Origin of the sequence: Leucobacter shiyiweii, assembly GCF_052446065.1 — a bacterium.
Classification (GTDB): domain Bacteria; phylum Actinomycetota; class Actinomycetes; order Actinomycetales; family Microbacteriaceae; genus Leucobacter.
The window spans coordinates 1,664,089-1,678,356 of record NZ_CM127080.1 but is presented as its reverse complement, the minus strand read 5'-3'; the positions used below and the strand labels follow the sequence as shown (position 1 = coordinate 1,678,356).

7 protein-coding genes are annotated in these 14,268 nt (G+C 61.0%); 5 read left to right on the top strand and 2 right to left on the bottom strand.

Annotation, left to right across the window (positions count from 1 at the left end; all coding sequences use genetic code 11):
- The first annotated feature begins 252 nt into the window (after positions 1-252).
- The gene (locus ACTNFJ_RS07770; protein ID WP_435905796.1) at positions 253-3,288 is read left to right on the top strand and encodes a hypothetical protein; all 3,036 of its coding nucleotides are present in this window, start codon (positions 253-255) and stop codon (positions 3,286-3,288) included.
- A gap of 155 nt (positions 3,289-3,443) precedes the next feature.
- Here the strand turns inward: ACTNFJ_RS07770 and mobF are convergent, their stop codons facing one another.
- The gene (gene mobF / locus ACTNFJ_RS07765; RefSeq protein WP_221244750.1) at positions 3,444-6,938 is read right to left on the bottom strand and encodes a MobF family relaxase; all 3,495 of its coding nucleotides are present in this window, start codon (positions 6,936-6,938) and stop codon (positions 3,444-3,446) included.
- A gap of 368 nt (positions 6,939-7,306) precedes the next feature.
- Between mobF and ACTNFJ_RS07760 the strand changes: the two genes are divergently transcribed.
- From ACTNFJ_RS07760 to ACTNFJ_RS07745, 4 genes are all read left to right on the top strand, one after another.
- A complete protein-coding gene (locus ACTNFJ_RS07760) occupies positions 7,307-8,962 on the top strand; it encodes an ABC-F family ATP-binding cassette domain-containing protein (RefSeq protein ID WP_435905795.1) in 1,656 nt (551 codons plus the stop codon).
- Entirely contained in the window at positions 8,959-10,227 is a 1,269-nt protein-coding gene (locus tag ACTNFJ_RS07755) for an MFS transporter (RefSeq protein WP_183664401.1), read from the top strand. Before ACTNFJ_RS07760 ends, ACTNFJ_RS07755 begins: the two co-directional genes overlap by 4 nt.
- 425 nt (positions 10,228-10,652) lie before the next feature.
- Positions 10,653-12,062: an MFS transporter gene (locus ACTNFJ_RS07750; protein WP_363838579.1), complete on the top strand. Its 1,410-nt coding sequence runs from the start codon at positions 10,653-10,655 to the stop codon at positions 12,060-12,062.
- 262 nt (positions 12,063-12,324) lie between these two features.
- Positions 12,325-13,233, top strand: coding sequence for an AraC family transcriptional regulator (locus ACTNFJ_RS07745; protein ID WP_271394425.1), 909 nt, complete (start codon positions 12,325-12,327; stop codon positions 13,231-13,233).
- A gap of 90 nt (positions 13,234-13,323) precedes the next feature.
- On the opposite strand, the gene ACTNFJ_RS07740 is transcribed toward ACTNFJ_RS07745, so the two are convergent.
- Complete coding sequence (locus ACTNFJ_RS07740) at positions 13,324-14,172, bottom strand: hypothetical protein (RefSeq protein WP_183664397.1); 849 nt, start codon at positions 14,170-14,172, stop codon at positions 13,324-13,326.
- Positions 14,173-14,268: the final 96 nt, after the last annotated feature.

Below are 14,268 nucleotides of genomic sequence, written 5' to 3'. Positions count from 1 at the left end.
TCCTGTGTGGGTGAGTGCCCGATCCTCTGGGCGGTCTGCGTTGCTGAACCTTTCAGTTCGTCTCGGCGTGTGGTTTGTCCTGCCTACCTCGATTCTACGCGAATAGCGGGGTTCCCGGTAGGGCTGGTCGACCGGGCAACCGGTGTCGAGCTTTGCGGTGTCGTACCTGTCTGCTGGTGGCACCCCCGGTCTGGGGTTGCTGCCGTCTCACAAGGAGGCAACCACCTGGTGTGGTGCAGAAAGAGGTATGGAATGCGATCTCAATCACCCCCGACGCTCCGAGGCCCGGGCGATCTGCCCGAGCGGCCACGAGCACGGTTTAGGCAGCGGCTACGACAGTTCGGGTCATTGCTCGCAGCGACCGCGGTGCTCGTCACCGGAGGCATCATCGCCGCCGGTCCCGCGTCGGCGGCATCACTCGGTCCTGGGTATGGCGATCTGAATACCACCGGCACGGTCGGTGCGTTTATCGCTGAGTCCGATGGCCGGCAGGTCTACTGCATGGATGCGGGAGCACCCGCGCCGTGGAATATGACGACGGGGCCGACTACAGTCACCGAACTGGTCAGTCACACCGGGCAGCAGCTTTCCTCGACGACGTTGGCGAAGCTGAACTATGTGCTCTCCAAATGGGGCGATTCCACGAACCCCGACATCACTGCGGCTGTGCAGATGTATGTGTGGGCAGAAGCTGACCCCGTCACGTACAACTCGCATGGGATGAGCGGTGATTCTTGGTATATCGGCCGCGTTCCTGTGGCAAACCGTGCCACGGTGCTTGGGAACCTCGCGACCATGCGCGCGGAAGCGAACGCGAATCATGCGGTGAACCCATCGGTTGATGTGGCGGTCACGATGGCCGATCAGTACAACGGCACCCTCACCGTCACTGTGTCACCGACCGTCTTGAATGGGAACGTGGTGCTCACGGATGCGACCTTCACCGACGGCACGACCTCGAAAGCGCTAACCACCGGCACGTACCCGATCGTCGGGAAGCCTACCCCTGGCGTTCCGGAGTATCGGGTGTCCGCGTCTGCGTCGTACAGTGCGGCTGGACTCGGGGCGCGGGTGAACTTGTATGAGACGCCCGGGCAACAGCGGCTGCTCGCGAACGGGACTCCGGCCGCGGTGACCGCTACCGCGCAGTCGCCGTGGATCGCACTGGATTTCCAGCCGGTCATCGGCACTCAGGTCGCCTCCAAATATGTCGCCGAGGGTGACAGCTTCGTCGATCTCCTCACCGTCTCCACGGTCGGTACCGGCCACTGGATCGTCATCGACGGGCACCCGGTGGAACTGACCGCAAACGGCACCCTCTATGGGCCGTTCGATGAGCAGCCGGTCGAAGCCGAGACCGCACCAGACGGCGCACCCGTGGTGGGCACCGAGACGCTGCTACTGAATCAGGGGCCGGGCGAATATGCATCGTCAGGGTCCTTGACTGCAGGTGAGTCAGGTTTCTACACCTGGGTGTGGGGCATCGACCAGGCTGCGCAGGGCGAGAACGGGAAGTACATTCGCGGGTCGTTCACCGACTGGTTTGGGCGGGTCGCCGAAACCCATGTGTCCCCGTTCCAACCTGAAGCCGTCTCACAGACCGATGCCAGGCTCGCGCTGCCTGGGGATGCGGTGACGGACACGATCACCGTGTCGTCGACCAACGGAGTCTGGCTGCGCATCGACGGGGAACCCATCCCCGTGATTTTCGACGGCATCGCGTATCAGGTGCCGGGAACCCTGCCGCCGCTTGAGCAGGCCGGAGTGCCCAGCGACGCAACACCGATCGGACACGTGCAGGTCACCGCGACCGGCCCAGGGACATACACGTCGCCTCCGGTGGCGCACCCGAATGCGGGATTTGTGACCTGGGTGTGGGAGATGCGCCTGGCCAGCCAGCCCGATGAGTACCGGGATTACATCGCGGAGGATTGGGCGGATAACTACGGTATTCCGCTGGAATCGACCAGTGTGCGGTGGCCGGTCAGTGTGACGTCGGAGGTGCGGGAGTACAACGTGCACCCGAACGGGCGCGCATTCGACACGATCCAAGTGGCCGGGTTTCCCGACAACCATGGCGACTTCACCGGTGACGGTTACTGGGGCGGCGACCTCGATCTCATCACCCACACCGTCTATGGCCCCTTCGCCACCGACACAGTGCTCACCGATGATCTGATCCTCGACGAGGCTCCGACGTTGACGGCACTGACGACTCCGGCACGAAACGGCATCTACAAGCTCGGCTACACGGACGCGGACCAGATCCGCCCCACGCAGCCTGGCTACTACGTGATCGTCTCGGACTTCGCAGGAGATGACCGGGTGCAGCCGTTCCGGTCCTCACCGGCGGACATCCTCGAACGCTTCTACGTACCCCAGCCTCCCGCACCAAGTGTGGAGGTATCGGTGACGACAAAGGCGACACCGGAAGCGTTCGTTAGCGAACCGATCAGCGACACTGCCATCGTTGCTGGGGATCTACCCGAAGGCGCGTACCTCGTGTTCCGCGCTTACGGCCCCTACCCGGAGCAACCCGCCATAGATGAGGAGCTGGAGCCGTTCTTCATCTCCGAGGAGATCCCCGTCGAGGGGCCTGGCGAGTACGAGTCCGGCACCACGACAGTGGATGCGGCAGGGCTGGTGTTCTGGGTCGAAACCCTGCACGGCCCGGACGGTGAGGTACTCGCGGAAGGGTTCATCGGTGCTCCTGGGGAAACCACCCTCGTTCACGAGCGTCCGACCGATCTCCGAGTGACCACGCGCGCGGTGCCCGAGGCGACACTCGGTGATCCGGCGCATGATGTCGCCATCGTGGAAGGGACCGTCCCGGAAGGCACGGTCCTCGCGTTCCAGGCCTACCTGCAAACCGGCAGTAAGGCAGAGTGTGAGGCGGACACTCTGGTGTTCGACACGCACGATCAGCTGATCACCGTCACTGGTCCCGGCGAATATACCTCTGCGGAGTTGGTGTTCGACCGGGCAGGGACGTACTTCTGGGTCGAGACGCTCTACAGCCCAGACGGTGAGCAGCTGCATCGCGGCGAGTGCGGTGCGGAGGGTGAGACCACGAAGGTGGTCGAGAAGCCCGTCACACCGCCCGGACCACCGTCGCTGGCCGTCACCGGGGCCGGATGGACCTGGGCCGGGATCATCACCGCATTGGTGCTTCTCGCGACCGGTGCAACGCTCTGGTTCGGCCGCCGTCTCGCCCTGTATCGGGAACGCACCGGATATGTCCGCGATGAAGATCTCGTAGCGGATCTCGACGACCTGACGAAGGGATAACTCGCACCCGAAAGGAGATACGGTGGGGCTGCGTCATTGGGTGACGTAGCCCCACCGTCGTCTGTTCACCTGCCGTTGCGGTGTGCGTGCCAGGCGACCGTGTAAACCACGGGACGCAGCTGGCGAAGGCGAGGTGACGAGGCGCGGCTTACGAGTCAGCCGAGGGTGCGTCCGTCCTGCTCGCGGATGATGGACGTACCAGCTGCCTGGTCGGAATTTCCTAGTCCGTAGATGCGTGCGCGGGTGCGTTCATAGTCGATGCGTTGCGCATCATCGACTGGGACTGCCCCGAGAGGACTGGCGGCGATGATGCCCCACCGGTCTCGATATGCGACCACCGCTTCGACCCCGCGCCCCCGCGCCACTGGGTCGGCGACGTCGAGAACGTCGACCCACGGCGCGGAGTGTTCGAGAACCTCTTGGGTGAGTGCATCGAGCCGGTTCTGCATGAGATGTTCCCGTTCTTCAAGGGCCTGCCGCATCACGGGGTCGGTGATGCCAGTGGCCCGTGGGACAAGGCCGACGATCAGCCCGGGAGCCTGCCGCGGTGCGGGCGGGTAGCTCGCGGTGACTTTCTGGATCCGATATCGGAGCAGGGAACCGAGATCATCCACGTCAGTGAGGTTGCCTGCGCGGACCACTCGTGGGAGGAGGGCTTCGATGTTGTGCCCGTCGGCCTCGAGGCGGCGCAGTTCGGTGGTAAGAATCCCGAACGAGTCTGTCTCGACCAGGTCATCAATGACCTCGGATTCCAGACCAGAGGTTTCAAGGAGGGTGACCCAGCGGGATTGTTGGGCTTCCCCAGCGATGGTTTCGTATTCGGCGGCGAGCTGCGCGAGTGAACCCCATGCCTCTTGCTCAGTCGTGATGGTGTCGTGCGCGGACTGTTCGGCACCGACATGTTGGAGGATGCCGTAGAGGATGCTCCGTGCGCTCATCTCCAGATCGTCTCGGTGCTGATGCTCCTCAAGGTGATGCTGATCGGTGGCGACGTAGACGCGGTTGGACTCCCGGCCACGGGTCATCGCGACGTAGAGCGATTCACGGGTTACCTCTGGTGAATGCACGATCGCGTGCGCGGTGTCGACGGTGGAGCCTTGAGCACGGTGGGCAGTGATCGCATACCCGAGCTCAACGTGCTCGGCGACATACGTGGCCGGGAGTGTGATCGTGGTCCGCCATTTCGAGTGCGCCCGCCTCACGGCGAGGGAGCCGTCGTTGCCCGCACGGACAACCTCCCACCGGTCGCCGTTCTTCACCCACCCCCTGCCGAGCGGCAAACGCCTGTCGTTTCGGCGAGTGATGATTAGATCACCACGAGAAGCTTCGTTCCCGTCATGCAACTTCACCCCTTCCAGCGCGACTTCGCCTGCGAGAATACGGTCGGTGCGGGCACGCGTATTCAACTCGGATACCGTGTCGAGGGTCTCCGCGATCAGCACCGACGTTTTCCCCGCAACTTGGTCAGCGAGCCAGGCTTGGTACGCGGCGTCGAGGATGTCCTCATAGGTTCCCGGGGTGACGCGGTCACGCTCGAGGTAGGTGTCGATGACATCAGTGTTTCCGAGACGCAGCTGGAGGGAGGCGTGCTTCTCCCAGTCGTTGCGGAAGCGGCGCACATCCAACAGCTCCGGCGCATCGCCACGATCCCGGACGAGCATCCCGAATGCCCCACCCGCGTCGACCGCGGCCAGCTGAGCCCAATCACCCACCAGCAGTACCTTCGCGCCCACGTCGGCGGCGTGGGCGGTGAGCGTGTCCAACGCGAGGGTCCCCGCGAGGGAGGCTTCATCGATGATCACCAGCTGACCAGTGGTGAGGTTCCAGGTGCCGCGGCGGTGCTCGTGCAACCATTTTGCGGTGTTCTCGGTACTGATGCCGAGGTCCTGGGCGAGTACATCCGCTGCGGCCGCGGACGGAGCCAAGCCGACCACCGACCCGGCACCGTGGTCCTTCTCCCACGCCCTGCGGAGAGCACTCATAGTGGTCGTTTTCCCGGTTCCTGCTGGGCCTACGAGGACGTCGAGCACCCGGCCAGAGACCCCGATCTTCGCAATCGCGCGTTCCTGATCCGCAGACAACACAGGGCCACTACCGCTCTTTGAACGTGCTGCCTGCTCTATCAGGGATAGTGAAACGGTAGGCGCGGAGCGCGTATTCGAGGCGGCGAGGAGCCGGTACTCAGCGGCCAGGACCTGCTCGGAGGAGTACACCGTCGAGGCTTTCGGATGGAACACGCTCGTGCCGTCGCCTCGCTGAAAAACGGGCGGGCTCGACGCAAGCTCTGGCGGCGTCAACCGCAATGATGCTTGCTCGGCCGCATCCACAATGAGCCCGGTGATAGCGTCCCGGTCCGCAGTTGAGGCGTACCGCAGCCCCATCGTCTGCCGCACGGCCTCGGCATGCAGATTCCAGCGCTTCCACGTCGCCCGACGATCACCCACCCGCTCCACCACAGCTTCAGCGACCAGACGGAGGTCATCCAGCGGAATATCGTCGGCCCGTAGCAACGGTTCTCGTACGCTGCCTGCAACCAATGCGGATGCCCACGTCGGCGCGTCCTCGCCCAAAACTCGGGTGGCCCGGTCACGCCAATCCTGGGTCAGCGCACGCAGCGAGTGCGTTTCCTTCGGCGGCCTCGTAGCGAGAGTGGCTTGCTGTCGGAACTGCCACAACAACTTTGCCGACGGCTGACGGCCATGCTTGGCGAGGTATTCCGCGACCAGCCGGTCCTTGACGAGTTCGATGTCTCGGGTGCGGGATGAGAACTCATCCATCAGGTTCTGTGGGACCCCAGCGATCTCCCACGCCGTCGACCTGCCCGCGCCACGCTCACGCGCCTCCCATTCAACGCCAAGTAGTACAGCGAGGTGATCGGTAAGGACGGCGTTGTAGTGCTCCGATAATCCAGTTATCGCCCCGTGAAGAGCTCGAGAGTCCAGTGTGCGCCACTTCCCGTCCCGCACCGTCTGGACACGGTTCGCGACCACTACATGCGTGTGCAGTTGTGGATCGGAGGCGCGGGAATCGTAGTGATCGTAGGCGGTAGCGATCACTCCACGAATCTCGGCCTGTGCGACCGCACCCCGCGGCCCGGCCGCACCAACGCGAGTCGCTGCGACCTCTCGTTCGAGCAGCCCGAGCACGTCTTGGATTGCTGCGTGGTGAGCGCGGGCGATGAGGGTCTGTGTTCCTCCGTCGGCGACTGCCCACAATGTTGAAACTGATTTGGGAACGGAGAAGGTGAGATCGAACCCGGCAACCGGAGCACCTGTCGGCTTCGCCGCTTCCTCAGCCTCGATCAGCACCATTTGAGCTGCGACTTCGTCTGGAGAGAGATTCACCGTAAGGCGATTGAGACGACGCTCGACACGCTCCGTTGCAGTGGCGAACTTCCGGTAGGGACGTCCAAGCTGTTCACCGGTGTTCGGGTCCTGACCGAACCCCATCAACCGACGCAACTGAGTCTCATGCACTTCGCTGCCTGGTTGGACTCCGCCAGGTAGGCCTCCGATGCCGGATCCGATCCATTTGCCCGGTGGTGTTCCGGATTCGAGGTAATACCTCGTTAGGGACGAAGCAGCATCGCGATCACCGTCACCGGTTACGACGGAGTTCAGTAGGTACCGGTACCCAGCACCGGCCGCCATAACTCTGATTGACACCGTCACACACGGAAGGTATGCCGACACATCGACGAGTTCCAGCTGATATTGGTTCGTTCACCTGCGGCCAAAGTGTTTTTTGAATCGCCCACGTATGCAGGAATTGGGTTGTGTCACGTTGATCAAGCCTTGTGGCGACGAAGCACGACGGACGCCCCAACTGGAAGCACGCGATATCGTACGGTACGCTTGACCTTATGCATTTATATTTCCTGTGACGGCTAAGTAGGCCCACCGCGCTCGTTGAGTAGCTCCGAGTAGGCGGCGGCCACTTTTTCTGACCCTTCGGGGTCGCCGTCATTTGCGTGCCCGTTTGCTTTCAAGCTCGTGGTGCGTCGTTTCGAAGGATTCGAATGCTTACCCATACCTATGTACATCCGGCGCGCCATCGCGCGCAACTCACCCTCGCTGATGTGTCTCTCATGCGTGGAGCCACACCTGTCCTCAATCACGTCGATCTCACCGTTACGGCCCAATCACGTATCGCAATTGTTGGCGAAAACGGACGTGGAAAGTCGACTCTCCTTTATGTGCTCGCTGGTGTGCTTTCACCCGATAGCGGAAGTGTCCAGCGCACAGGCACTCTTGGCCTCGCAGAACAGGAAATGACCGCCACTGACAGTCGGACGGTGGGGCAAGCCGTTGCGGAGGCGATGGCAGTGCCTCGCGCTGCCGTCTTGGCGCTTGATGCCGCCGCTAGTGCTCTTGCCGATGACAGAGAAGGAGCTGCAGAGGAATATGCGGCTGCGTTGGAGTTTGCCGGAGCGATCCAGGCTTGGGACGCCGAACGCCGCGTGCAGATCGCCCTCGAAGCGCTCGACGCAGAAACAGACATGACCAGACTGCTTGCTGACCTCTCTGTGGGGCAACGGTATCGGGTGAGGTTGGCGTGTCTCCTTGGCAGTGAGGACGACTTCCTGTTGCTCGACGAGCCCACCAACCATCTCGACCGAAGTGGACTGGAATTCTTGACCGCGCAGCTCCGAGCACGCAGTGGTGGCGTGATTATCGTCAGCCACGATCGAGCCTTGCTGTCTGACATCGCTGAGACCATCATCGATCTCGACCCAGCACCCGATAATCGTCCACGCATCTACGGCAGCGGGTATGCCGGCTATCAGGAGGGGCGTCTGAGCGAAAGAGAACGTTGGGAACAGGATTACGAGCGTCAGCAGGCGGAGCATACACGGCTGCAAGAAAGTCTCAGCGCCGCGCAAAACAGACTCATCTCTGGGTGGCGACCTGAGAAGGGAACCAACAAGCACGGCCGAGCCACGCGAGCAGGTGGACACGTTCAGAACGTGCATCGTCGACGGGAAGCGCTCGAAGCACACCCGGTGACAGTGCCTGAGCCACCGCAGCTGTTCCGATTCCCCGACCTTCCAACTCGAACCGGAGCTCCTCTCCTTAGCGTCGATAACGTTAGTGTGGCCGGTCGGTTGGCAACGTCGGTGTCGTTTACGCTGTCGCACCGTGGCCGACTCGTTGTCACTGGCCCGAACGGGGCAGGAAAATCGACGCTGCTTCGTGTGGTCAGCGGCGAGCTTGTGCAGGACACGGGAACCATTCAGAGGCCGGGCAGCACCCGCATAGGGTTTCTGCATCAAGAATCCGCACTACCTTTGGACCGGCGGGCGAGCGAAGTCTATGCCGCGCATATCGGTGCACTCGTCTCTGCAGGAGTGCTGTTGCAATCGGAAGTGGTCAGCCTCTCGCAGCTTGGCCTCTTGCGGCCCCGCGAAACCGGCAAGCGTGTGGGCGAACTGTCGATGGGTCAACAGCGCCGTCTCGACCTCGCGCTCGTGCTCTCGAAACGCCCTCATCTGCTGCTCCTGGACGAACCCACCAACCACCTCTCCTTCACTCTTGTCGACGAACTCACCATTGCGCTCGGGGCAACTCAAGCCGCTGTTGTGTTGTCAAGTCATGACCGGCAACTCCTACGCGATGTCGCCAGCTGGCCACAACTTCAGCTGACCGCCAGGGCCGAAGGCGACGTGCTGGCATGATCGCAAAGAATCCTATTCGTATACGCGCCCTTCGCCCGTTGGCTTCCCGGGACTATCGTCTGTTGTTCGGCGCAGTTGGAATTCAGGTCTTCGGCACCGGTATGTGGACGATCGTTATGGTTTTTCAAGTGCTTGCACTTGACGACAGTCCGCTTGCGCTCTCGGCAGTGGCAACAGGGATGAGTCTTGGTCTGTTTGCCTTCGCGATCTTGGGGGGCGTGGTCGCCGACAGGTTCTCCAAGCGGCACATCATTATCATCGTGCAGGGGTGCACCGCCGCTGTGATGACGGCGGCGGCAGTTTTGTCGTTCAGCGGGGCTATCGAGTTGTGGCATGTCGGCGCTGCATCTTTTGCGATGGGTGCTGGGAGCGCATTCTTCTATCCGGCCTACAGTGCATATTTGCCCCAGGTGCTTCCGCCAGAAGAACTACTTGCCGCGAATGGGCTCGAAGGTGCTCTTCGTCCGTCGATGGGGCAGGGTCTCGGGCCTGCACTGGGAGGAATGGTCGTCGGTCTGTTCTTCCCTGCCGTCGGGGCAGCCGTTGTCGCGGCATCGTATGTGGTCGCTTTCGTCATCACTTTGTTCCTGAGTCGACGTCAGGAAGTGACCAAGCCCGTGCTACCGGTGGAACGTCCCAGCGTCTGGGGAGACCTCCGGGCGGGAGTGAAGTATGTGATGGACACGCGCTGGCTCCTCTGGACGCTGATCTTCGGGTGCTCGCTCGCACTCATCATTCAAGGCCCCATCGAAGTACTCCTACCTTTCCTCACCCGTGCGCGGTTCGAGGACGCCGAAGCCACTTTCGGTTTCCTTCTAGCCGCATACGGCATCGGCGGGGCGATCGGCTCGTTGGTGGTCTCGTCTCTGAGACTCCCTCGTCGCTATCTAACATTCATGATCGTATGTTGGGGCGGTGGCACACTTCCGCTCGTGGTGATCGGCATTGCCGATAATTTGATTCTGATGCTGACAGCGTTGTTCATTGTGGGAGCGCTTACTGGAGCGGGCGTAGTCATCTGGGGAACGCTATTACAACGATTGGTGCCGCTCGACATGATCGGCCGAGTCGCCAGTCTCGACTTCTTCGTGTCAATCGCGTTCATGCCCATCTCGATCGCCATCGCAGGGCCACTTTCACTGCTAGTACCTATCCCGGTGATCTTCGTGATCGCGGGGACCATCCCACCATCCTTGGCTCTAATCGCGATGCTGGCTGGACGCATGCGTGAAAGCGAGAAGAAGTACCTCCTGGACGTTCCTTAGACGACATGATTTCAAAGTCGGCGCAGGCCGTCTTTTTCGAACCACCATCGACTCGAAACAAGACGGCCTGCACTGCCATCACATTGAACGCACGAATTTTATGAGGTTGTTCTTCGTGCACGCAGAATCGAATGTGCTGATGAGTGGGGCCGGTGGTGTGCAACACGTGGACGTTGTAGATTCCGCTACTTTCAGCTCCAACGCTTGCGCGGCTACGCAGCACCGAGATTTGCTGTGACAGAAGGTCAGACAGCCGGTATGGTGGCTGGTATGTCAAGTCCTTCAGGTGCGACTGCTGTCGCAGTAACGAAGACGCTCCGCTAGCGGCGGAGCGTTCCTTCTTTTAACGTTTCCGACGCTTCGTGATCTACCCGGAGCGGCGTTTTGTGCTGCCCGGGGTTCATTCTCGAACAACGGAGCCTTTAGTGTCTTTTCATACTTTTTCTTCGCGCCGAAGTGACTCATCGGTGCGCGCTTGGCTGACCTTGGTCTGCCTTGCGATGCTGCAGTTTTTTATCGCTATCGATGTGACTGTTGTTAATGTCGCATTGCCCTCGATCGGAGCGGAGTTCGGCGCTAGCGAGCGTCAGCTCACCTGGGTCGTGGTCGCGTACACAATCGCTGGTGGTGGCCTTCTGATGCTCGGCGGTCGTCTTGGTGACATGTTTGGGCGGCGGCGCATCCTCCTTGCTGGGACTGCAATTTTCGGTGCAGCCTCACTGCTCGCGGGAACAGCATGGTCATTTCCTATCCTTGTTGCGGCGAGACTTCTTCAAGGCGTTGGCGAAGCGCTCGCTCTGCCCGCGGCAATGGCCATTATTGTCATGCTGTTCCCCGAGGGGACTCCGCGTTCACGCGCGCTGGGCGTATGGGCTGCTGTCGCCAGCTGTGGCTTGGTGCTCGGGTTCGTACTTTCCGGAATCATCACAGAGTTCTTGGGATGGCGATCGATCTTCTTGGTAGCTATTCCATTTGTCGCCATTGTTCTCGTCGCTACAAGTTTCCTCGTTCCGCCCGGACGCTCACTTGAACGCGTTCCGCTCGACCTGCGCGGTGCGGTCTTGCTCACGGTTACACCCCTCCTTTTTGTTTTCGGCATCGTCGAAGCGGGGTCAAGCCGCTATCCGATGATCTGGATCCTCGCGATTCTGGCGTCGTTCATATGCGGCACACTTTTCGTCGTGTTCGAACGAAAAGCCGCGAACCCTATGGTTCCGATTAGCTTCTTCCGACACCGTGCGAGAACACTGGCAAACGCGTCAACTGCGCTGTTGAGCGCTGCATTGTCGACATCATTCTTGCTCTTCACGTTCTACCTTCAGGATCGTCTGGGCCTGAGCCCGCTCGCCACAGGGCTCATGCTCGTCCCATTGGCTGTGTCACTGGTAGTTGCGGTGACATACGTGCCGCGCTTGCTTGGCCGTTGGGGTGCTCGCGTGTGCATCCTTGCTGGCCTTGTATTCACAGCACTGGCCATGGCATCAATTGCCCTAGTCGTCCATTTGCACGCACCGGCACCCGCAATGATCCCTGCCATGATCCTGATCGCAGCAGGCATGGGCTTCGGTCTCGTCGGGCTTCAATATGTCTCTGTTACTGGTGTCACTGAACAGGATGCAGGCATCGCTTCCGGAGTGCAAAGAGCTGCTGACCAGCTAGGCGGTTCAACCGGGATAGCAATCTATCTCGGGATCGGGTTTGCGCCAGCATTTTCTGGGAATACTCCGTACTTTGTCGCCAGCATCTTGGCGATCATCGGACTCGTTGCCGCGGGCCTCCTAGCCTCCCGAATCCGGATAGCTGTATCAAGCGACGCAGAAGTGACCGCGTCATGACACAGATCATCCACGCAAAATGGAGAATCGTGCGGATACTTCCGAACTTCGACTGACCACCTAGCTATGTCGAACATGACGACTGAGAAGTTCTGCTTTGAACCACTCGTGGCTCAAAGCAGAACGCTTCATTGTGCCGTGCCGCGTCCGAGTATCGGGCACGCTGCTTCTCCATGCTCAGGCGCGATGTGCGGTGCTGCCTACTGGAAGGTCCATCAGCCGACCAATCAGCTGAAGGTCGTCTTCACCGAAGCGAGGGTCAATGACAATCGTTTCTGAGGGGATCATGCCCGATCCGGGCATGATCCCACTGGCGGTGCGTGAACAGACTGCGTATGTCGATTCGGGGCCAGTGGTGGTGGACTCCGTGAAGGTTGTGTTCACGATCTCGGGATGGGCGCGAGTGTCCTCACCCTTGGGAGAGGTGCTATTAGAATCGGGGAGCATTCTTACGATTCCGGCAGGTATCGAATGTCGAGGATTCCCTGACGGACATGCACGAACGGTGACGTTCTATTTCCATCCTGAGTATCTGGTCGATCAAATGCGATGGCTATCGGCTACGCATCCCCTTGTGCACAATCTGCACCGCGCGCTTAAATGCGAACCACAACTCCAGCAGTTGCAACTGGCCGCCTCAGCGATGCGTGACCTTGCCCCAACGCTTGGACGCTTGGCGCGCCTGGGTAATAGTGACGGCGGGGATTTCGCACTGCTGTCGATGGCAACGAGTGTGTTCCATGCGGTGGGGCATCTGAACGGTATCCCATCGGATTTCAGCGAGGTGTCGATGGCTACGGGGGTAACCCCGCGTCGGGAGGTGACGCTGGCTATCGCACTGATGCGTGCCGATCTGGGGCGTCCATGGCGGATTGACGTGTTGGCCCGCGAGGTCGCGTTGTCAGGCTCGCAACTGGCCCGACTATTTCGTGCCCAGGTTGGGATATCACCGGCGGCATATCTTCGTCAGCTGAGAACAGACCAAATGGCCGAGCTTCTTGCCACCACGAGACTCGGTGTGGGAGAGATCGCTTCAGCCGTCGGGTGGAGCGACCCTGCTGTTGCATCGCGAGCCTTCAAGCAAAGATACGGGGTGGCCCCTCGCGCCTATGCGCGCTTCAAGCACAACGAAAGTCACGAACTATATTCGATACCCGCGCGGCTCCCTTGAACTACGCGCAACCTTGAGCCTCAGTCAAGAAACGTCTGCGTCACCGTGGCAGACCCGCAACTCCCGACGCCCTCCGTGGTCGGCCAACAGTCAAGTGCGGTCGTGGGATACGCGCCGGAGATCGTACAGCCGAAATGCTTCGCTCAGCGTCATGGCTGCCGCTGCCAAGGCCGGGCCAACGTCGCTATCAAGATCGCCGCGGAGCCGCACGACCGAACCGCCCCCAGCATCGCGTACCGTCTCGTTACGGTCGACTCGCATAATGCCGAAGTGGTACTGCGCGTGAGCCGCCGCGCTGCCTGATCGCCAGACGGATTGCGTGGCACCGATGAGGAGATCATCGTCGACGCCGTGCATATGCTCAGCCACCCAGTCGATCGCCTTGGTCTGATTGAACCTGATCTTTGTGACATCTTCCGTCATGCTGAGTGACTTCGCCACCGACTGCAGGCTGGCCTGCCGCTCACGCAGCTGGTCCAAGAGGTCGGCGCGAGCTTCCTGGGGTTTACCGTCCGGGATCTTCATATCGCGAAAAGATGTCACCTGAACGCGAAGATCATCGGCACGGAGCTTGAGCGCACGCTCGCGACGCTCTTGCCGCGCTGACGGTGCGAGCATCCACACCGCGTTCACGGCCGCGACAAACGCAGTTCGCGCGACGGTCATATAGGCGGTCGGATACATCGTGCTCGTTGCCCGCATGGCGTCGATTGCGAAATCTAGGTGCTCGGAAGAGATGCACATCGAGTACCAGATGGGGTTCTCGACACTTAGCCCCTCCATGGAGTCGGCCGCGAGCGAGCTTCCATGCTCAGGCGACGTCGGGTTCTCGGCGCGTTTCCGCCAGGCGTCGACGGCCAACGAGATTCGATCTAGCCGGCGTAGCCACTCGTTGTCCTCGGCAAGTTGAGGGTTTGTCCTGGACCGCCGCTTCGTCATGGTCGTAACCTATCCGTCTCGCGTTCCCAGGGCTTCGCGAACCGACATTTTAGCGCGCGGGTCATTGACGAATGGAGTGAATGTGCCATTGTAAGA

Coding starts and splice junctions, on each gene's coding strand:
- ACTNFJ_RS07770 (WP_435905796.1), top strand. CDS start 253: ATGCGATCTCAATCACCCCCGACGCTCCGAGGCCCGGGCGATCTGCCC.
- mobF (WP_221244750.1), bottom strand. CDS start 6,938: ATGGCGGCCGGTGCTGGGTACCGGTACCTACTGAACTCCGTCGTAACC.
- ACTNFJ_RS07760 (WP_435905795.1), top strand. CDS start 7,307: ATGCTTACCCATACCTATGTACATCCGGCGCGCCATCGCGCGCAACTC.
- ACTNFJ_RS07755 (WP_183664401.1), top strand. CDS start 8,959: ATGATCGCAAAGAATCCTATTCGTATACGCGCCCTTCGCCCGTTGGCT.
- ACTNFJ_RS07745 (WP_271394425.1), top strand. CDS start 12,325: ATGACAATCGTTTCTGAGGGGATCATGCCCGATCCGGGCATGATCCCA.
- ACTNFJ_RS07740 (WP_183664397.1), bottom strand. CDS start 14,172: ATGACGAAGCGGCGGTCCAGGACAAACCCTCAACTTGCCGAGGACAAC.